The 18,362-nt window shown below is 61.7% G+C and carries 17 protein-coding genes; 4 read left to right on the plus strand and 13 right to left on the minus strand.

What is annotated here, in order from left to right; all coding sequences use genetic code 11:
- Positions 1 to 43 precede the first annotated feature (43 nt).
- A complete protein-coding gene (locus ABE456_RS00590) occupies positions 44 to 1,195 on the minus strand; it encodes an NADH-dependent flavin oxidoreductase (protein ID WP_346642231.1) in 1,152 nt (383 codons plus the stop codon).
- A 141-nt stretch (positions 1,196 to 1,336) separates the two neighbouring features.
- Positions 1,337 to 2,287: a LysR family transcriptional regulator gene (locus ABE456_RS00595; RefSeq protein WP_346642232.1), complete on the minus strand. Its 951-nt coding sequence runs from the start codon at positions 2,285 to 2,287 to the stop codon at positions 1,337 to 1,339.
- Positions 2,288 to 2,458: 171 nt separating this feature from the next.
- Here ABE456_RS00595 and ABE456_RS00600 point away from each other — a divergent pair, with 171 nt between their 5' ends.
- From ABE456_RS00600 to ABE456_RS00610, 3 genes are all read left to right on the plus strand, one after another.
- Entirely contained in the window at positions 2,459 to 3,376 is a 918-nt protein-coding gene (locus ABE456_RS00600; protein WP_346642233.1) for an alpha/beta hydrolase, read from the plus strand.
- A 111-nt stretch (positions 3,377 to 3,487) separates the two neighbouring features.
- Positions 3,488 to 4,123, plus strand: coding sequence for an SDR family oxidoreductase (locus tag ABE456_RS00605; protein WP_346642234.1), 636 nt, complete (start codon positions 3,488 to 3,490; stop codon positions 4,121 to 4,123).
- 120 nt (positions 4,124 to 4,243) lie between these two features.
- Positions 4,244 to 4,912 (plus strand): hypothetical protein, encoded by a 669-nt coding sequence (locus ABE456_RS00610; protein WP_346642235.1) that lies wholly within the window; start codon positions 4,244 to 4,246, stop codon positions 4,910 to 4,912.
- A gap of 148 nt (positions 4,913 to 5,060) precedes the next feature.
- On the opposite strand, the gene ABE456_RS00615 is transcribed toward ABE456_RS00610, so the two are convergent.
- The 11 genes from ABE456_RS00615 to ABE456_RS00665 all read right to left on the minus strand — a co-directional run bounded on the left by ABE456_RS00615 (position 5,061) and on the right by ABE456_RS00665 (position 16,380).
- Positions 5,061 to 6,395, minus strand: coding sequence for an aromatic acid/H+ symport family MFS transporter (locus ABE456_RS00615; protein ID WP_346642236.1), 1,335 nt, complete (start codon positions 6,393 to 6,395; stop codon positions 5,061 to 5,063).
- 164 nt (positions 6,396 to 6,559) lie between these two features.
- Positions 6,560 to 7,762 carry an acetyl-CoA C-acetyltransferase gene (locus tag ABE456_RS00620; RefSeq protein WP_346642237.1) on the minus strand — a complete coding sequence of 401 codons (1,203 nt, stop codon included), beginning with the start codon at positions 7,760 to 7,762 and terminating at the stop codon, positions 6,560 to 6,562.
- A 12-nt stretch (positions 7,763 to 7,774) separates the two neighbouring features.
- Positions 7,775 to 8,704 (minus strand): FAD-binding protein, encoded by a 930-nt coding sequence (locus ABE456_RS00625; protein ID WP_346642238.1) that lies wholly within the window; start codon positions 8,702 to 8,704, stop codon positions 7,775 to 7,777.
- Complete coding sequence (locus ABE456_RS00630) at positions 8,704 to 9,453, minus strand: electron transfer flavoprotein subunit beta/FixA family protein (protein ID WP_346642239.1); 750 nt, start codon at positions 9,451 to 9,453, stop codon at positions 8,704 to 8,706. The genes ABE456_RS00625 and ABE456_RS00630 overlap by 1 nt, the downstream gene beginning before the upstream one ends.
- Positions 9,450 to 10,277 (minus strand): CoA ester lyase, encoded by an 828-nt coding sequence (locus ABE456_RS00635; RefSeq protein ID WP_346642240.1) that lies wholly within the window; start codon positions 10,275 to 10,277, stop codon positions 9,450 to 9,452. The genes ABE456_RS00630 and ABE456_RS00635 overlap by 4 nt, the downstream gene beginning before the upstream one ends.
- Positions 10,271 to 11,116 carry a MaoC family dehydratase N-terminal domain-containing protein gene (locus tag ABE456_RS00640; protein WP_346642241.1) on the minus strand — a complete coding sequence of 282 codons (846 nt, stop codon included), beginning with the start codon at positions 11,114 to 11,116 and terminating at the stop codon, positions 10,271 to 10,273. The genes ABE456_RS00635 and ABE456_RS00640 overlap by 7 nt, the downstream gene beginning before the upstream one ends.
- A gap of 10 nt (positions 11,117 to 11,126) precedes the next feature.
- Entirely contained in the window at positions 11,127 to 12,293 is a 1,167-nt protein-coding gene (locus ABE456_RS00645; protein ID WP_346642242.1) for an acyl-CoA dehydrogenase family protein, read from the minus strand.
- Between the two features lie 22 nt (positions 12,294 to 12,315).
- Entirely contained in the window at positions 12,316 to 13,221 is a 906-nt protein-coding gene (locus ABE456_RS00650) for an SDR family NAD(P)-dependent oxidoreductase (RefSeq protein WP_346642243.1), read from the minus strand.
- Positions 13,222 to 13,242: 21 nt separating this feature from the next.
- Positions 13,243 to 14,382, minus strand: coding sequence for an acyl-CoA dehydrogenase family protein (locus tag ABE456_RS00655; RefSeq protein WP_346642380.1), 1,140 nt, complete (start codon positions 14,380 to 14,382; stop codon positions 13,243 to 13,245).
- 28 nt (positions 14,383 to 14,410) lie between these two features.
- The gene (locus ABE456_RS00660; RefSeq protein WP_346642244.1) at positions 14,411 to 15,481 is read right to left on the minus strand and encodes an acyl-CoA dehydrogenase family protein; all 1,071 of its coding nucleotides are present in this window, start codon (positions 15,479 to 15,481) and stop codon (positions 14,411 to 14,413) included.
- Positions 15,482 to 15,510: 29 nt separating this feature from the next.
- Positions 15,511 to 16,380, minus strand: coding sequence for a MaoC/PaaZ C-terminal domain-containing protein (locus tag ABE456_RS00665; RefSeq protein ID WP_346642245.1), 870 nt, complete (start codon positions 16,378 to 16,380; stop codon positions 15,511 to 15,513).
- Between the two features lie 307 nt (positions 16,381 to 16,687).
- On the opposite strand from ABE456_RS00665, the gene ABE456_RS00670 reads away from it, so the two are divergent.
- Positions 16,688 to 18,340: an electron transfer flavoprotein-ubiquinone oxidoreductase gene (locus ABE456_RS00670; RefSeq protein ID WP_346642246.1), complete on the plus strand. Its 1,653-nt coding sequence runs from the start codon at positions 16,688 to 16,690 to the stop codon at positions 18,338 to 18,340.
- Positions 18,341 to 18,362 lie beyond the last annotated feature (22 nt).

Here is an 18,362-nt window from a genome sequence, read left to right on the forward strand (position 1 = left end):
CTGGTGTTGGCCGACTGGGGTTTCGCCGCCTAGGAGGCGCCGATCAAGCAACGATTTCAACCTTCTTGCTCACCGGAATCCACCCTGGTGCCGCCTCCACGGCTCGCAACAGGCCAGCGGGAATGGATAACACCGCGCGCTTATCCATATCCAGTTCCTGGCGGATTTGCGCACCGCAGCCCGACTGTGCCAAACCCACCCAGTCAGCGTTCATTACCAGACCCTTGCCTACACCTGCCAGCGACAGGCCCAGGTCCAGCGCGGCCTGAGCCTGCTTGGGTGTGCGCAGCATGCCTGCCGCAAGTATCGGCACGCGCTTGTCGACGTGAGCAATGACCTGCTCCACGGTAAGGCGGGAGTCCGCGCCCAGCGGGCGCGCTCCCAAAACGTCATTGAGCGAGACATGCAAATAGTCGATGCCTTCGGCAATCAGCCCATCCACCAGTGCGCAGATGTCCGGCACTCGATAGCCGCCATCTTCGCGTTCCTCGGGTGAGATGCGGTAGCCCAATACAAACGGCTCCTTGGCATGGGCGGCAATCACCCGCTTCGCCTCCCGCACCACAGCCAGTGCGAAGCGCATGCGATTTTCCGGTGAGCCCCCCCATTCGTCATCGCGCTGGTTGTAGCGTGGCGAGAAGAAGTTCTGCAACAAGAAACCGTGCGCGCCATGCAGCTCTATCCCATCGAACCCGGCTTCGATGGCCCGGCGGGTAGCTTCGCCGAAGGCACGCACCATCTCGAATATCTCGTCACCTGATAAAGCTCGGGGTGTCACATCACCCCGGTTGAAGGGGCCAGCCAGTGCATTGACGGCACTGGCACTTACCAGTTCACCTTCTGCTACCGCCTCCACCACCGCCTTGTTGCCCGCGTGGAAGATTTGCAGGACCGCCACAGCGCCGCCACTCTTGGCGGCCTCAGCCAGCCGTTGCAAGCTGGGAATGAAGCAGTCGTCGTAGGCGGCGAACTCGTCGGTGAAACCGATGCCGTTCTCCGTCACGTGCGTGCACCCCGTGATGACCATGCCCACGCCTTGGGCACGGCGGCGGTAGTAGTCCAACTCCGCATCCGAGATAGTGCCATCGGGGTTGGCAGACCACGTGGTCATGGGCGCCATCACTACGCGGTTGCGCAGCGTCAAGCCGCTATGGAGGGCGAAAGGTTGGAACAAGGTGGTGTATCCAGAAGTCATTTAGAAACCTTGGCGCAACGCAGGCGCCTCAAAAGAAAGTCACATGACCTTCAATCTGAGGCCAAAGCGTCCGCATGCCAAGATTTCCAATCTACACAACAGTATTCAGTCCAGATTGACAATGAGGCGTGAGAACGCCGCTCAGTGCCGACTTTTCTTCTTGGAAGGCGGCTGCCGCAGGGCTGACATGCCCTCGCGCTTCTCGACCAGGAAGTCAATTAAAGCACGCACCTTGGCGGGCATCTGCGCGCGGGTCGGCGCATAGATGTAGAAACCCGCGAAGGGCTTGCACCAGGGCTGCAGCACACGCACCAGCGCGCCCGATTGCAAATGTCGCTGCACGGCAATGTCGATATGCTGGATAAGGCCCACGTTCTGCAGTGCGGCGCGGATCATGCCGTCATCGTCGTTCGTGATGACGCTGCCCTGCGGCTCTACTGTGAAGGCGTGCCCGTCTTCTTCCGGTGCAGTGAATTCCCATGGCAGGATCGCACCACCCGGCATCCGAAACCGCAGGCAGTTGTGCTGCGCCAGGTCGGCGGGGGTGGCCGGTTGCCCATGGCGCTCGAAATAGGCGGGCGTGCCCACCACCGCCATCTCCAGCGCCGACGTGATCGGCACGGCTACCATGTGCTCGGCCAGGCTCTCGCCCACGCGGATACCCGCATCGCAGCCGTCGGCCACGATGTTGGCCAGTGCATCATCGGCGACCAGCTCCAGCTGGAGTTTCGGGTAACGGGAGCAGAACTCTTCCAGATGCGGCTCCAGCAGGGTTTTGGCCGCCACGCGGGAGGTATTCACCCGCACCAGGCCCGAAGGCTCATCGCGTGCGTCATGCATGGTGCGCACCGTGCGCTCCACCGCAATCAGCGCCGGATACCACACATCATAAAGCCGCTGGCCTTCCTCGGTCAGCGACATGTCCCGCGTCGTGCGGTACAGCAGCTTGACGTTCAGGCGCCGTTCCAGCGCCTTCACGTTCTGCGACAGATTAGCCCGTGAGACGCCCATTTCCGCTGCGGCCTTGGTGAAGCTGCGGTGATGGGCAACGTGCGCAAACCAGGCCAAGGAAGGCAGTAATGACGGATCCATGCGCTGCTCATTGTCAATTTTAAAATACAACTGTAGTACAGATTGATGGCTATGACGAATCAATCATCCAGCCTAAAGTGGCCCCATCGCTGCTTGGCCGCACGCCCTTTTGAGGAACGCGACCCGGCAACTTTCACTCAGCGGCCTATTAATGGCCACAAGGAGCCCATCATGCAAAGCGTCAAGATCAAGACCACCTACTGGGACATCGCAGCAGACCTGCACTTCCCGCCAAACTTCGACGAGAAGAAGAAGCACCCAGCGATCATCAGCGCCCACCCCATCGGCAGTTGCAAGGAGCAGACCGCTGGAAATGTCTATGGCAAGGCACTGGCGGAAGCCGGGTTTGTCGTCATCGCCTTTGACCGCAGTACACAAGGCCAGAGCGGTGGCGAGCCCCGCTTCACTGAAGACCCGGCCATGGCCGTGGAGGACTTCAGCCGGGTCATGGACTACCTGGTCACCTTGCCGTACGTGGATGCCGACCGCATCGGCGTGCTGGGCATCTGCGGCGGAGGTGGCTATGCCATCAACGCAACCATGACCGAGCGGCGCATCAAGGCCCTGGTCAGCATCACCGGTGTCAACTACGGCCGCCTGTGCCGCGAAGGCTTCAGCGGCTTCGACCCGATTGGCCAGATGGAAGCTGTGGCCCAGCAACGCACCGCCGAAGCCCGGGGCGAGCCGCTCAAGGTTGACCTGTTCGTCCCCCCCTCCATGGATGCGGTCGCCCAGGCGGGTATCACGGACATCGATGTTCTCGGTGCCACGGACTACTACCGTAACCGCTGCGTCAACGACAACGCCGGCACGCGCGGGCTGTTCTCGCGCCGGGCTGCTTCCGCCGGCTGGGATGCTTTCCATCTGGCCGAGACGCTGCTGACGACGCCGATGATGGTGGTGGTCGGCGACAAGCCGGGCGGCTTTGGTGCCTATCGCGATGGCCTGGAGATTTATGCGCGCGCCGCTTCGAAGGTCAAGGAACTGGTCGTCGTCGAGGGTACTTCGCACTACGAGTTGTACGACCAGCCGGCCCCTGTCGGCCAGGCACTGGCCAAGCTGATCCCGTTCTATCAGCAAAACCTCTGAGCGAGAGAGGCAAGATAGAGACCATCTTCATCACCGCCTGTTCGATACGAACAGGCGGGGGACGATTCGGGTCGCCAAGGCATTCAGCCAATGAATGAAGGAGTTACTGAAATGACCAAAGTATTGATTCTGGGCGCCAGCGGCCAGATCGCCCGATATGCCGTGCAGATGCTTGGCGAGCGCCAGGATGTCGAACAGACGCTGCTCGTGCGCGATCCCAAGAAACTGACCAGCACCGAACCCGCCAATGCCAGGATCGCCATCGGCGATGTGATGGACAAGAAGCTGCTGCCCCAGCTCATGGAGGGGCAGGACGTGGTTTATGCCAACCTGGCGGGTGATGTTGACCAGCAGACCGCGCACATCCTGACGGTGATGAAGGCCAAGGGCGTCAAGCGTCTGATCTTCGTGAACTCGCTGGGCATCTACGACGAAGTGCCAGGCACGTTTGGCGAATGGAATCGCAATGAAATCGGACAATACCTGCCGCCGTACCGTGCATCCGCGGATCTGATCGAGGCCTCGGATACTGACTACACCATCCTGCGCGCCGCCTGGCTGCAGGACGAGGACGAGGTGGACTACGAGATTACCAGCCGCGATGAGCCCTTCAAGGGCACCGAAGTCTCGCGCAAGAGCCTGGCCGCACTGGTGACCGAGTTGGTGAGGAACCCCAGTCTTCTACTACGTGCCAACGTGGGGGTGAACAAGCCCAACACAGACGGTGACAAACCCGCTTTCGTATAAGCGAGCCGTCTTCTCGACGCGATCGACCACTCGACTGTTTCGGCTCTGACCATAGTCCGGGCCAGCAGTATCAAGTCATCGGCGGTTCGATTCTTCAATGGTCACTGCATGAGAAAGCCCATGTCCGTACTGCACTGGATTCTTACCGCGCTGGCGCTCGCGCTGCTGTCGATGTTCGCCTACCTGTATGCTGTGACCTGGATCGAAAGCCGCCAGGCTCAGCAATTGGAAAACAAGCACCCCAACACATCGATCACCACGGCCATCGCGCCCTCCTCAAGAGCGGCAGTGGTGTATTTCTCACGCTCAGGGAACACTGCATTAGTCGCGCGTCATGTAGCACAACGACTCGATGCGACGTTGTTTCCTCTGGATGCGCCCGACTACCAGTTAGGTATGGGTGGCTTGGCGCATGCCGTCATGGACGCAAACACACGCAGATCGAAGCCCGAGGTACTACCTGACATCACCCCGCGCACCATCGACCTGAAACCGTTCGATACGGTCTGGCTCGGTTCGCCCGTGTGGCTCTATAGCCCCGCACCGCCGATTTGGGCGTTTGTCGAGCACAACCGCTTCGACGGCCAACGCGTGGTGCTCTTCAACACCTTCAACAGCCACATCGGCGATGACTATATCGTCAAGCTCAAGGCAAAGGTGATGGAGCGTGGTGCCCGGTCATTCGAGCATAAACATGTGCTGCGCGGGCGCATGACGCAGCAACTCACGCCCGAGCAGGTGCGGCAGGCCATTGATGAGCAATGGTTTGGCCCGCAAGCCGGGTCCTGAGTGCACCCACTACATCCTTGTCCAGGACAAGCTGGCTTCGGCCAATGCACTGGCAATCGAGCGCCGCGCGGGCGGCGCTGTCAGTCATCCCTGGTTTCGCGAAGAATTAAATCTTCGGGACAAAGTTTTGGGGCGTTGCAGGAATCGGTCAGGCTTCCTGGCAGTCCTTGCCCGCTGCTTCTGCCGTACCGAACCTGGAAACCGGGTTAGGAATAAAGGACACGACTACCGCCGCAATCACTGCTGGCAACGCGAAGGCATAGAAATTCCATTGATGGTCAAGGTTGGCGCCCACGATCCAGCCACCGATCATCGGCCCCAGGATTGCCCCCGCCCGCCCGATGCCCAATACAGCACCCACTGCCGCGCCGCGACATGAAGTCGGGAAATAGGCCCCAAGGAACCCATACAGCAAGGTGGTCGAACCGATGGTGCCAAGGCCTGCGCCAAACACCGCGCACATGAGCCAGAACGCATCGAGCTTCTGGCTCAACGCCAACAGCGACAGCGCGCCGATCAGGTAATACGGCACCACGACCTTCTTCGAGCCCACGCGATCCGCAAACACGGCGCCGGCCAGGTTACCGACGACCGCGCCCAGTTGGAGCACCATCAGAAACTGCAACGAAGACCCCAGCGGATAGCCCGCACTACGCATCAGATGTGGCAACCAGGTATTGAGCCCGTAGATAATCAGCTGGGTGCAGAACATACCGCAGATGAACAGCATGGCCACACCACGAAAACCGCTGGAAAATAGCAACCTGTACCCAATTTTTCCCTTTGCGACGGGTTGCATCTTGTGCTGGAACGCCTGCTCCTGCAGCACCTGTTCGAAGTCTATCCCGTAACGTTGTGCCAGCTTTTTCGCCTCTTCGAGACGACCTCGGCCAACCAGGAAGTTAACCGACTCAGGCAGTAAAAAGTACATCACTGGCAGAACCACGATGTACAAACCACCCAAGGCATATAGCGTGCGCCAACTGTGCTCCGGTAGCAGGGCGAGTGCAGCCAGTGCCGAAACGATACCTCCCACCGCGTAACCGGTCAGCATGATGCCGTTGTACAACTGGCGCCGTTGCCGTGGGGCGTACTCGATGGTCAAGGCCACCGCGCACGGCACCACACCGCCAAGGCCGATGCCACACAAAAAGCGAAACACGCCCAGTATCTGCGGCGACTGCGCGGTGGCGCACAAAGCCGAGCCCACCGAGAACCAGAGCACGCCAATCATGAGCAGGTTGCGACGGCCGAGCCGGTCGGTCAGCCACCCCGTCAACAGGAAGCCAACCATCAGACCGGCCAGCGTCCAGCCTCCGATCATCCCTGCGACCGCCGGTGTCATATTCCAGCCAGGTTCTTCCATCAAGCTCGGGACAGTCGCCCCATAGATGATCAGATCGTAACCGTCCGCCACGATCGTCAGGAAACACAGGATGACCACGAGCAGCCCGCTGCGAGTTGAAACCTTTGCTTGCCTCATTGCGCTTGCCTCCGGCCAGGCTCGGTCTCCCCTGACCGCACAGGACAAGGAGGACCGGACCCAACATTTCAGGTAATTGTTTTTGTTGTTCGATAGGTACCGACCAGAAGGCCGTCCCATCCGCGTGGCAAACCGTTCTTCGTGAGTCGCGACAAGCTCCCTGCCTATCGCTCCACGCGCTCGAAGATGGCGGCCAAGCCCTGGCCACCACCGATGCACATGGTCTCCAGGGCATAGCGCCCCTGGCGACGCTGCAGCTCATGCAGCACCGAGGTCATGATGCGCATACCCGTGGCGCCCACCGGATGGCCCAGGGAGATGCCCGAGCCGTTCACATTGAGCCGGTCCGGGTCGTTCCAGCCCCAACCCTTGAGCACCGCCAGCACCTGGCAGGCAAAGGCCTCGTTGACCTCCACCAGGTCCATCTGCTCGAAGCCAAGGCCGGTACGGGCGAACAGTTTGTTCACCGCCGGCACCGGTCCGATGCCCATGGTCGCCGGCTCGCAGCCGGCTGCCGCCCAGCTGTGCAGGTAGCCGATCGGCTCCAGGCCCAGCTCGTCCAGCTTGTCCTCGGCCACCACCAGGCAGGCTGCCGCGGCGTCGTTCTGCTGGGATGCGTTGCCGGCGGTGACCGTGCCGTCCTTGCTCAGGGTGCGCAGGCCGGCCAGTTTTTCCAGCGTGGTGTCGCCACGCACGCCCTCATCGCGGGTCACCAACAGCGGCTCGCCTCGCTTCTGCGGCACGCTGATCGGTACGATCTCGGCATCGAAACGCCCGGCCTCCCAGGCTGCCGCGGCGCGTTGCTGGCTGCGCGCGGCGAAGGCGTCGGAGGCTTCACGGCTGATGCCGTATTCGCGAGCCAGGTTCTCGGCAGTCTCGATCATCCCCGAGATACGGCCGAAGCGGTGCTCTGGCTGCGAGCGTTCACGGCCCCGGTCCAGACGGTCGTGCAGGGTCACGGACCCGGCCTTGGAGCCCCAGCGCATGTCGGTGCTGTAGTACTCGATGTTGCTCATGCTCTCCACGCCACCGGCCAGCACCACGTCAGCGGCGCCGGTCTGCACCATCATCGCGGCGCTGACCAGAGCCTGCAGGCCACCGCCACAACGGCGGTCCAGCTGCATGCCCGGCACGCTCACCGGCAGCCCCGCCTCCAGGGCGATCCAGCGGCCCACGCAGGGGGTTTCGGAGTTGGCATAGGACTGGGCGAACACCACATCATCGATACGCTCAGGGTCCAGTTTGGTTTGCGCCAGGATGGCCTTGACCACCTCGGCGCCCAAGCGCTCCACCGGTACACCGCGCAGGCTGCCGCCGAATGCCCCTACCGGGGTTCGGCGCGGTGCCACGATCGCTGCTCTTCTCATCGTCGTCTCTCCTCAGAGCGCGTCTTGCAGTTGCGGGACCAACTCGAACAGGTCGCCCACCAGGCCGTAATCGGCGACCTGGAAGATCGGCGCTTCTTCGTCTTTGTTGATCGCCACGATCACCTTGGAGTCCTTCATGCCCGCCAGGTGCTGGATCGCGCCGGAAATACCGACGGCGATATACAGCTGCGGCGCGACGATCTTGCCGGTCTGGCCGACCTGCATGTCGTTGGGGGCATACCCCGCGTCGACTGCGGCGCGCGAGGCACCGACAGCGGCACCGAGCTTGTCCGCAAGGGTGTACAGCAGGCTGAAATTGTCCCCGCTCTGCATGCCCCGACCACCGGAAACGACGATCTTGGCCCCGGTCAGTTCGGGGCGGTCCGACTTGGCCAGTTGCTCGCCCACGAAGCGGGACAGCCCCTTTTGGAGGCTCACCTCGACTGTCTCGATGCTCGCGCTCCCGCCTTCGGCCGCCACCGGGTCGAAGCCTGTGGCACGCACACTGATCACCTTGACCGGGGCCGAGGACTGCACGGTGGCAATGGCGTTACCCGCGTAGATCGGGCGCTTGAAGGTGTCCGGACTGACCACCTCGATGATTTCGGAGATCTGGTCCACATCCATCAGCGCCGCAGCGCGTGGCAGATAGTTCTTGCCATTGGTGGTGGCCGGGGCCAGAACATGGCTGAAGCCCTTGCCCAGCGACGCCACCAAGGGTGCTACATTCTCGGCCAGCAGGTTGGCGTAGACTTCGTTGTCAGCGACCAACACCTTGCTGACGCCCTCGACCTTGGCTGCCGCCTGCGCGACCGCATCAACCTGTTGGCCGGCCACCAGAACGGCGATGTTGTCATCGATTTTCCGGGCAGCGGCCACGGTATTCAGTGTGACGGCGCCCAAAGCGCCATTGCTGTGTTCAGCGATTACCAGGACGGCCATCAGATCACCTTCGCTTCGTTCTTGAGTTTTTCGACCAGCTCGGCCACGGTTTTCACCTTGATGCCGCCACTGCGTACCGCTGGGGCCTCGACTTTCAGGGTCTTGACTGTCGAGGTGATAGTGACGCCCAGCGCCTCTGGCGTCAGGGTCTCCAGTGGTTTTTTCTTGGCCTTCATGATGTTTGGCAGCGACGCATAGCGCGGCTCGTTCAGGCGCAAGTCAGTGGTCACGATCGCTGGCAGGGTCAATTCCAGGGTCTGCAGGCCACCATCGATTTCACGGGTGACGTTCAACATGCCACCTGCCAGTTCCACCTTGGAAGCGAATGTGCCCTGGGCATAGCCGGTCAGCGCGGCCAGCATCTGGCCGGTCTGGTTGTTGTCGCTGTCGATGGCTTGCTTGCCGAGGATCACCAGCTGAGGCTGCTCTTTGTCGACCACGGCCTTGAGCGCCTTGGCGATGGCCAGCGAACTCAGCTCGTCACTCGCCTCCACCAGGATGGCGCGGTCGGCGCCCAGGGCCAAGGCCGTGCGCAACTGCTCCTGGGCAGCGTTGGAAGCGACGCTCACCACTACCACTTCAGTGGCGATGCCTTGCTCCTTCAGCCGGACGGCTTCTTCCACTGCGATCTCGCAGAACGGGTTGAGGGCCATTTTCACACTGGTCAGTTCAACGCCGGACTGGTCCGCCTTGACGCGGACCTTCACGTTGAAATCGACCACGCGCTTGACTGCTACGAGGACTTTCATGCTTGAACATCTCCAACACAGCTGGAACGGGAAAGAATACGACGTGCTCGTTCGATCAGGGGGCGATCGACCATTGCGCCGTCAACTTGAACAGCGCCACCATCGCGGATGGCTTCCAAAACGCGGCACGCCCAATTGACGGACTGCGCGTCTGGCAGGAACGCTTCGATGATTGGGGCTACTTGGCGGGGATGGATCGCCAGCTTGCCGCCAAAACCCATTTCGGCAGCCGCCTGAGCATCCTGCAGAACCACATTCGGCTCATCGAATACTGTTGTGACCCCCTCCAGCGGCGATGGCAGGCCTGCCAGGCAAGACTTCAGCAGCAGGGCGCTGCGGAAGTAGCTCAACGCCTCACGGCTGGGTTGACAGCCCAAGTCCAGGGCCAAATCCAAAGAGCCGAACGCTGCCTGGACAACGCCGGGCTCTCTCAACAACCAGGCCAGATCCTCGAAAGCCGCAGCGGTTTCGATCAGGGCAATGATCGGCACTTGGCGACCTAGCAGGGCATGCACAAGGCGAATGTCTGCGGCAGTTTCGGCTTTTGCCAGCATCAACGCATCGAAACTGACATCGCGCAGTGCCGAGAGGTCTTCCTGGAAATGCGCGCTTGAACTGGCATTCACTCTGATAATGACAGGGACATTATCTATCCCGTGGTTGGCTACCGACTCCCTGGCCAATGACCTGGCGTTAGGCGCTACGGCGTCCTCCAGGTCAAGGATTACAGCATCAGCCCCGCTGTAGGCCGCTTTAGCGAAACGCTCAGGGCGATCACCGGGCACGAACAGGGGCGCCAACGGCGGGCGATATTCTTTCAACATGTCGCAGTTGCCTCCATGTTCACATTGCCATCTGCGTCTTGCGTCCACGCACGTAACCCTTCACCCAGCGAGCTACGGGATACTGCGGCGCGAAACACCGGGCCGGCGATAAGCGGTACCAAACCGCGATAATCAAAACGCGACGGCACCTTGCCCGCATGGCGTGCCGCCAGGTTGAATAGCAGGCTGGCCTGCAACGGCCCCTGTACGACCAAGCCTTGATAACCTTCCACTTCGGTGGCATAGGGCAGGTCGTAATGGATACGATGGGCATTGAAGGTCAGCGCCGAATACCGCATAAGCAGCGTGGGAGGCGTCTCTATCCAATGCTCCCATTCTCCTACCTGCGTGGCGCCGCCTTTGGGGGCGGGGCCCGGAGCCGCTGGGGCGCGGTAAACGATGTCCTGCCGTTCTCGGATCGCCACCCTGCCTTTGCAAGAAAGTTCGTGGTCAACAGTCACGAAGCACAGCTTGCCGCTACGGCCCTCTTTGAAACGAATGTCTCTTATTGTCGATAGTCGCCGAATCAGCTTGCCAATGGGCAATGGCTCCAGCGTTTGCACCTCGCCACCCGCCCACATGCGACGCGGCAAAAGTACCGGCGGCAGAAAGCCACCCCGCCGCGGATGCCCGTCCTCTCCCAGCTCTGCCATGCTCGCCGCTGCTGGACTGGGTGCAAGGCACCAATGCAGGCCTGGTGGTGCATACCCTTCAGCGTCCCAAAGATGCGGACCCAAGGTGGCGCGATAGGCCTCAAGCATCTGAGGACTGATGACCGCCGAACAACGCTCCTGTCGCCCTACCCATCCCTGCAATTGTCCAAGATCGAGTTCACTCATCACCTTGTCCTCAGAAAGAGCGCGGCATCTCGAGCAGGTGCTCGGCGACATAGCTGAGAATCAGGTTTGTGGAGATAGGCGCGACTTGATACAGGCGTGTCTCACGGAACTTGCGTTCTACGTCATACTCGTTCGCAAAGCCGAAGCCACCATGGGTCTGCAGACAGGCGTTGGCCGCCTCCCAACTGGCCTTGGCCGCCAGGTACTTGGCCATGTTGGCCGCCGCGCCGGCATTGCGGCCGCTGTCATACTCTTCACACGCGCGCCAACGCATCAGGTCGGCGGCCTCGATCTCGATATGGGCTTCGGCGATGGGGAATTGCACACCTTGGTTCTGCCCGATCGGGCGCCCGAAGACGACACGATCGCGGGCATAGGCACTGGCCTTTTCGACGAACCAGCGACCATCGCCGATGCACTCGGCGGCGATCAGCGTGCGCTCCGCATTGAGTCCATCGAGAATGTAGCGGAAGCCCTTGCCCTCTTCGCCGATCAAGCTGCTGGCCGGAATTTCCAGGTTGTCGAAAAACAGCTCGTTGGTCTCGTGGTTGACCAGGTTGGCAATCGGCTGGACAGTCAAGCCATTGCCAATGGCCTCGCGCAGGTCAACCAGGAAGATCGACATGCCATCGACCTTCTTCTTCACCTCCGCCAACGGCGTGGTGCGAGCCAGCAGAATCATCAAATCCGAGTGCTGTACCCGGGAGATCCACACCTTCTGCCCATTGATGATGTACTTGTCGCCTTGGCGCACTGCGGTGGTCTTGATCTTGGTGGTGTCGGTGCCGGTGGTCGGCTCGGTCACGCCCATCGACTGCAAGCGCAGTTCGCCACTGGCCAGCTTTGGCAGGTAATAGCGCTTCTGCTCTTCACTGCCGTTACGCAGCAGGGTGAACATGTTGTACATCTGCCCATGGATGGTGCCAGAGTTACCACCGCAGTGGTTGACCTCCTCCAGAATCACCGACGCTTCGGCGAGTCCCAAGCCCGAGCCGCCATATTCTTCCGGGATCATCGCCGACAGCCAGCCCGCCTCCGTCATGGCCGTGACGAAGGCTTCCGGGAAACCTTTTCGCTCGTCGATCTTGCGCCAGTATTCGGCGGGGAACTCTGCGCACAGGGCACGGACGCCCTCTCGGATGTCTTGGTAGTGCTCTTGAGTGTGTTTGGCAGTCATAAAACTCAACCTCATGAACTCGTTAAACCGGGTCCCAGCAAAAGACGTCCGCACTGACTTGCAGCGGGGTGAAAGAGCCGGTGAGCGCTGGCATGCCATGCTCTGCGATGGCCTGGGCAGTCCAGCCTTCGCCTTGCTGCACCGAGCGCACCGGGCGGTTCTGGCTCATCAGGAAGATTTCGTTGCGGCGCACGGTGAACACCTGGCCGTTCACGTCCTTGGCCTGGTCCGACAGCAGGTATACCGCCAGCGGAGCATTCTTTTCCGGCGTCATCTGCTTCAGCCGCTCGACCCGGGCCTTTTCTTCCGGCGTCACATCCGGAATCGCGCTGGTCATGCGGCTCCAGGCGAATGGCGCCAGGCAGTTGGAGCGCACGTTAAAGCGCTGCATGTCCAGCGCGATGGATTTGCTCAGCGCCACCATCCCCAGCTTGGCCGCCGAGTAGTTGGCCTGGCCGACGTTGCCGATCAACGCCGAGGTGCTGACCATGTGCACGAAGGCCCCGCTGCTCTGTGTGCGAAAGCGCTCGGCGGCGGCACGGCTGACGAAGAAGCTGCCGTTCAAGTGCACGTTAATCACCGACTGCCAGTCTTCCACGCTCATCTTGTGGAAGATCACGTCGCGGATGATCCCGGCGTTGTTCACCACGCCATCGATACGGCCAAAGCTGTCCATGGCGCAGGTGATGATGTTCTGCGCGCCGTTCCAGTCGGCGACGCTGTCGGTGTTGATCACCGCGCGGCCACCGAAGCCTTCGATCAGTTTCAGCGTCTCCTGGGCCGGGGTGGGCGAGCCGCCCTCGCCGCCCAGGGACACGCCCACGTCATTGATCACCACCGCGGCGCCGGCACGCGCCATTTCCACGGCGATGGCCCGGCCGATGCCGCCACCGGCACCGGTGACCACCACTACTTTGTTGTCGAGCATGTCGTTCTCTCCGTCGTTCGGTTACAGGCTGAGCATCGCCTTGGCCAGGATGTTGCGCTGGATCTCCGAGCTGCCGCCGTAGATGGTCGCGGGGCGTGCCTGGAGGAACAGGCCGGTTGGGTTGAGGTTGCCGTTGCCCTCGATCGGCTCCAGGTAGGCGGCATATTCCCCGGCGATCTCCAGCATGTAGTCGGTGATGCGCTGGAACAGCTCGGTCTGGTGCACCTTGAGCAGCGACACGTCGGCGCCCAGGTTCTCGCCCCGGCGCAGGCGCTCGGCGAAGGTCTCGAACAGCAGCTTGTGGTCGTCCAGGTCCAGGCGCAGGCGGGTGAGGCGGTCGCGGAAGCCCGGCTCGTCGTGAAGGCCCAGGTGCTCGCCGAGCACTTCCAGGCGGGTCAGCGCGTTGGCCGACTGCTTGGGCGAGCCGAGGAAGATGCGCTCGAAGCCCAGCAGCGCCTTGGCCATGGTCCAGCCAGCATTCATTTCGCCGACCAGGTTGGCCTTGGGCACGCGCACATCGTCGAAGAACACCTCGCACAACTCGTCGTGCAGATCGAGGTTGAGGATCGGCCGTACGGTCACGCCGGGGCTGTCCATCGGCACCAGCAGGAAGCTGATGCCTTCTTGCTTCTTCGCCGTCTTGTCAGTACGTACCAGCAGGAAGATCCAGTCGGCGTCGGTGGCCAAGGTGGTCCAGATCTTCTGGCCGTTGACCACCCATTCGTCACCGTCGAGCACCGCCTCGGTGCGCAGGCTGGCCAGGTCGGAGCCGGCGTTGGGCTCGCTGTAGCCCTGGCACCAGATGTGCTCGCCGGAAAGGATGCGCGGCAGGAAGTACTGCTGTTGCTCGGGCGAGCCGTAGCGGATCAGCAGCGGGCCGAGCAACATGATGCCGTGGTCCGGGGTACGGGCCACGCCGTGGTTCTCGAATTCCTCGGTATAGATCAGCTGCTTGGCCGCCGACAGGCCCATGCCACCGAACTCGCGGGGCCAGCCCGGGCATAGCCAGCCGTGTTCGGAGAGAGTCATGTACCATTCCTTGACCTCTTCCCAGTGCAGGCGCTTGGGCAGGTCGCGCAGCGCTTCGGGAAAGTGCGCGTGCAGGAACTCGCGAACTGCTTGGCGGAAGGCATCGTCGCTCAGGGCGTTGAAATCTGGCAGTTGTGTTGTGTCGCTCATGGTCGGGTCCTCAGGCGCTGGCCAGGCGTGGCATGCAGGCGTCGTAGCGACGACGGTGCTGGTCGGATGAGCCGTAAAGGTTGGCCAGGGTCATGGCCTTGCGCAGGTACAGGCCCACGTCGCACTCGTCGGTGTAGCCAATGGCGCCGTGCAGTTGCACGGCCTGGCGGGTCACCAGCAAGGCCGCATCGGCGGCGCGGGCCTTGGCCCGGGAAACGGCCGCGCGGCGTTGGGTGGCCGGGGCGCCGGCGTCACAGGTGGCCGCTGCCGCGTCCAGGCTGGCGCGCCACAGAGCCAGTTGCAGCTTCAAATCCACGGCGCGGTGCTGCAGGGCCTGGAAGTTGCCGATGGTCTGGCCGAACTGCTTGCGGGTGCGCAGATAGTCCAGAGTTAGCGCGAAGGCCTGTTCGGCGGCGCCCAGCAGGTAGGCGGCGGTACCCAGGGCGGCTTCGTCGAGGGCGTCGGCCAGGGCCTGGGCCTGCAGCGGCAGGGTTTCGGCCGGGGCGCTATTCAGGTGCAGGTGCCCGAAATGGCCGCCGTCCTGGGTGGTGACGATCTCCAGCTTCACACCCGGCGCATTGGCATCCACCAGGGCCAGGCCATCGGGGGTGCTGACCAAAAAGCCGTCGGCGCCAGCGGCCATGGGGATGCACAGCTTGCGCCCCCTGACCTTGCCGTTGTGCAGGCGAGTGCCGCCTTCAGCGGCTTCGAGGTTGTCGATCTGCTCTTGCAAGGCCGGCAGCAGCAGGTGCTCACCGCTCAGTTGCGCAGCAAGTTGCTCGCCATCGAGCAGGCGCGCCGCCAGCACCGCCGGTACGAAGGGCTCGGGCAGTAAGGCGGCGCCGAACACTTCCAGCAAGGCGCAGTACTCGGCCATGCCCAAGCCAATGCCGCCCTGAGCCTCGGGCAACGACAAGCCTAGCCAGCCGTTGTCGGCCATCTCGCGCCATACCGCGCCGTCGAACCCCGGCACCTGGTAGCGCAGGCCGCGCACCCGCGCCAGCTCGCTGGCCGGGGCGAACGCCACCGCGCTGTCGCGGATCATGCGGATGTTTTCCAAACGTTCTTCAGACGAATGCATATCGGTCTCCTGATAGCCTGGTGATGAACTCAGTTCTGGGTGGAGGTCGGGGCCAATGTCGCCAGGCCGTTGCTCACCACCAGGGCGTCACGTTCCAGGACACGCGCACGGAAGGAGCCGTCGCGCCAGATCTCGCTGCGAATGGTTTCCCCCGGCAGCACCGGCGCGGAAAAACGCAGCGCCATGCTGCGCAGGGCGCTGGCGTCATAGTTGCCAAGGGTCTTGAGTAGGGCGTGGCAGACCACGCCAAAGGTGCACAGCCCGTGCAGAATCGGCCGGCTGAAGCCCGCCGCCCGGGCCACGGCAGGGTCTGCATGCAACGGGTTGTCGTCGCCATTGATTCGGTAATAGAGGGCTTGCTCCGGCCGGGTGGTAAGGTCCACACAGAAGTCGGGCTCGGTGTCCGGCACCTGGTGGCTGCCGCGCAGTGGCGTGCTATCTCCACCAAAGCCTCCGCCACCGCGCAAGAAGGTCGTGCTCAGCGTGCTCGCCAACAACCGGCCATCCTCAGCGCTACGAACTTCCTTTTTTGTGTAGAGCAAGGCGCCCTGCCCCGGCCCCTTGTCAGCCACCCCGAGGATCTTGGTCTGGCCGATTACCTGCCCCTCCACGGGAAGCGGGGCATGCAGGGTAATTTCCTGCTCGCCATGCACCACACATTTGGGGTCCACGCCCGAGCGCGGGTCCCCCAACCAGAAGCCAGGGTGCCCAAGCACCAGTGCCATCGAAGGCATGGCGCGCAGGTCGCGACGGAAGTCGACATAGCCCAGTTGCCGCTCGTCCAATGGGTCACAGCCCACACCGACAGACAGCGCATAGAACGCCGTCTGTTGCCGGGTCAAGGTTTGGCGGACCACAGGGATCGGATAATCAAGCAGCTTTTCAATTTCGATGGGCATGGTGCCATCCCCTTGTTTTGTCGCTGTTCATGACTTGAGGGGATGTTTCAGCAAGCGAACTTCCAATTCAATTTACGAATTCGAAAGTGCCTCCTCGGTGAATCCGCATTGCAATTCATCAATCGTCAGGGGCCACGAATGGCCCACCCATGACCTGGCATTCGCATTGGTTCTGTTCATCGAATCGGAAGTGCCACTTGGCGTTTCATAAATTGAATTCTTGTATTACCTGCCGAATCATTCGACTCATGAGTCTGTGCCTGGGCATGCCTGGGCGGATATCGAATCGCTACAGAGAGGTCGAGCAGTGGAACGGGAATCAATGGAGTTCGATGTGGTCATCGTCGGTGCCGGCCCATCAGGGCTGGCCGCGGCTTGCAGACTGAAGCAGAAGGCGTTGGAAACGGGCCAGCAGATCAGTGTCTGCGTGGTCGAGAAAGGCTCGGAAGTCGGTGCCCATATCCTGTCCGGAGCCATCTTCGAGCCCCGCGCATTGAATGAGCTTTTCCCCGATTGGCAAGCGCTCGGCGCACCGTTGATCACACCGGTAAAACGCGACGATATCTACTTTCTGGGGGACGCAGAGCGGGCCAGCAAAGTCCCAAATTTCTTTGTTCCTCGTACCATGCACAACGAAGGAAACTTCATCATTTCGCTGGGCAACCTGTGCCGCTGGCTGGCACAACAAGCCGAAGCCTTGGGTGTGGAAATCTACCCCGGATTCGCCGCTCAAGAAGCACTGATCGATGAACATGGCCGAGTTTGCGGGATCGTCACAGGCGACCTGGGCGTGGATCGTGACGGTCAACCCAAGGCAGGTTATTACACACCTGGCATGGAACTGCGCGGCAAATACACCTTGTTCGCGGAGGGATGCCGTGGACATATCGGCAAACAACTGATCAAGCGCTTCGATCTTGACAGCGAAGCCGATGCGCAACACTACGGCCTTGGCATCAAGGAAATCTGGGACATCGACCCGGCGCGACACGAGCCTGGCCTGGTGGTGCACACGGCCGGGTGGCCGCTGAATGACGAGAACCCCGGCGGCTCGTTCCTCTATCACCTCGAAAACAATCAGGTGGTGGTCGGGCTGATCGTAGACCTGTCCTACAGCAACCCCCACCTGTCACCGTTTGACGAGTTCCAGCGCTACAAGCACCACCCGGTAATCAGCCAGTACCTGGAAGGCGGCAAGCGTGTCAGCTATGGCGCCCGGGCGATCTGCAAGGGTGGGTTGAACGCATTGCCCAAGATGGTATTCCCAGGCGGTGCACTGATCGGCTGTGATCTGGGTACCTTGAACTTTGCCAAGATCAAGGGCAGCCACACCGCGATGAAGTCGGGCATGCTTGCGGCGGAGGCCGTCGTGCAAGCATTACAGGCAGGACGTAGCGGCGACGAACTGTTTGAATATGTCGAGGGATTCAAGGCCAGTTGGCTGCATGACGAACTACTGCGCAGTCGCAACTTCGGCGCCGCCCTCCACAAGTTTGGTGCGATCGCAGGCGGCGCCTTCAATTTCATCGACCAGAATCTGTTCGGTGGCAAACTCCCGTTCACCCTGCGTGATACCCGCCCAGACCACAGTTGCCTCAAACCGGCCAGCGAGGCACTGCGGATCGAATACCCGAAACCGGATGGCAAGCTGAGTTTCGACAAGCTCTCATCGGTGTTTCTTTCCAGTACCAACCACGAGGAAGACCAGCCGGTTCACCTCAAGCTTGCCGACCCTACTCTGCCTATCAGCAACAACCTGCCCCTTTTCGATGAGCCCGCCCAACGCTATTGCCCTGCAGGCGTGTATGAAATCGTCGCGGCCGAAGAAGGCGACAAGCGCCTGCAGATCAATGCGCAGAACTGCCTGCACTGCAAGACCTGCGATATCAAGGACCCCGCCCAGAACATCACCTGGGTCGCCCCGGAAGGTACCGGTGGCCCCAACTATCCCAACATGTAACCTTTTCCCGACAGGACGCACA

It is taken from the genome of Pseudomonas sp. TWI929 (assembly GCF_039673335.1).
GTDB lineage: Bacteria > Pseudomonadota > Gammaproteobacteria > Pseudomonadales > Pseudomonadaceae > Aquipseudomonas.

What these genes read in the sequence shown, in the direction of transcription:
- ABE456_RS00610 (WP_346642235.1), top strand. Translation starts at nt 4,244, where the DNA reads ATGTCCGTACTGCACTGGATTCTTACCGCGCTGGCGCTCGCGCTGCTG.
- ABE456_RS00605 (WP_346642234.1), top strand. Translation starts at nt 3,488, where the DNA reads ATGACCAAAGTATTGATTCTGGGCGCCAGCGGCCAGATCGCCCGATAT.
- ABE456_RS00650 (WP_346642243.1), bottom strand. Translation starts at nt 13,221, where the DNA reads ATGCTCGACAACAAAGTAGTGGTGGTCACCGGTGCCGGTGGCGGCATC.
- ABE456_RS00645 (WP_346642242.1), bottom strand. Translation starts at nt 12,293, where the DNA reads ATGACTGCCAAACACACTCAAGAGCACTACCAAGACATCCGAGAGGGC.
- ABE456_RS00625 (WP_346642238.1), bottom strand. Translation starts at nt 8,704, where the DNA reads ATGGCCGTCCTGGTAATCGCTGAACACAGCAATGGCGCTTTGGGCGCC.
- ABE456_RS00590 (WP_346642231.1), bottom strand. Translation starts at nt 1,195, where the DNA reads ATGACTTCTGGATACACCACCTTGTTCCAACCTTTCGCCCTCCATAGC.
- ABE456_RS00635 (WP_346642240.1), bottom strand. Translation starts at nt 10,277, where the DNA reads ATGTTGAAAGAATATCGCCCGCCGTTGGCGCCCCTGTTCGTGCCCGGT.
- ABE456_RS00660 (WP_346642244.1), bottom strand. Translation starts at nt 15,481, where the DNA reads ATGCATTCGTCTGAAGAACGTTTGGAAAACATCCGCATGATCCGCGAC.
- ABE456_RS00600 (WP_346642233.1), top strand. Translation starts at nt 2,459, where the DNA reads ATGCAAAGCGTCAAGATCAAGACCACCTACTGGGACATCGCAGCAGAC.
- ABE456_RS00640 (WP_346642241.1), bottom strand. Translation starts at nt 11,116, where the DNA reads ATGAGTGAACTCGATCTTGGACAATTGCAGGGATGGGTAGGGCGACAG.
- ABE456_RS00620 (WP_346642237.1), bottom strand. Translation starts at nt 7,762, where the DNA reads ATGAGAAGAGCAGCGATCGTGGCACCGCGCCGAACCCCGGTAGGGGCA.
- ABE456_RS00630 (WP_346642239.1), bottom strand. Translation starts at nt 9,453, where the DNA reads ATGAAAGTCCTCGTAGCAGTCAAGCGCGTGGTCGATTTCAACGTGAAG.
- ABE456_RS00665 (WP_346642245.1), bottom strand. Translation starts at nt 16,380, where the DNA reads ATGCCCATCGAAATTGAAAAGCTGCTTGATTATCCGATCCCTGTGGTC.
- ABE456_RS00615 (WP_346642236.1), bottom strand. Translation starts at nt 6,395, where the DNA reads ATGAGGCAAGCAAAGGTTTCAACTCGCAGCGGGCTGCTCGTGGTCATC.
- ABE456_RS00595 (WP_346642232.1), bottom strand. Translation starts at nt 2,287, where the DNA reads ATGGATCCGTCATTACTGCCTTCCTTGGCCTGGTTTGCGCACGTTGCC.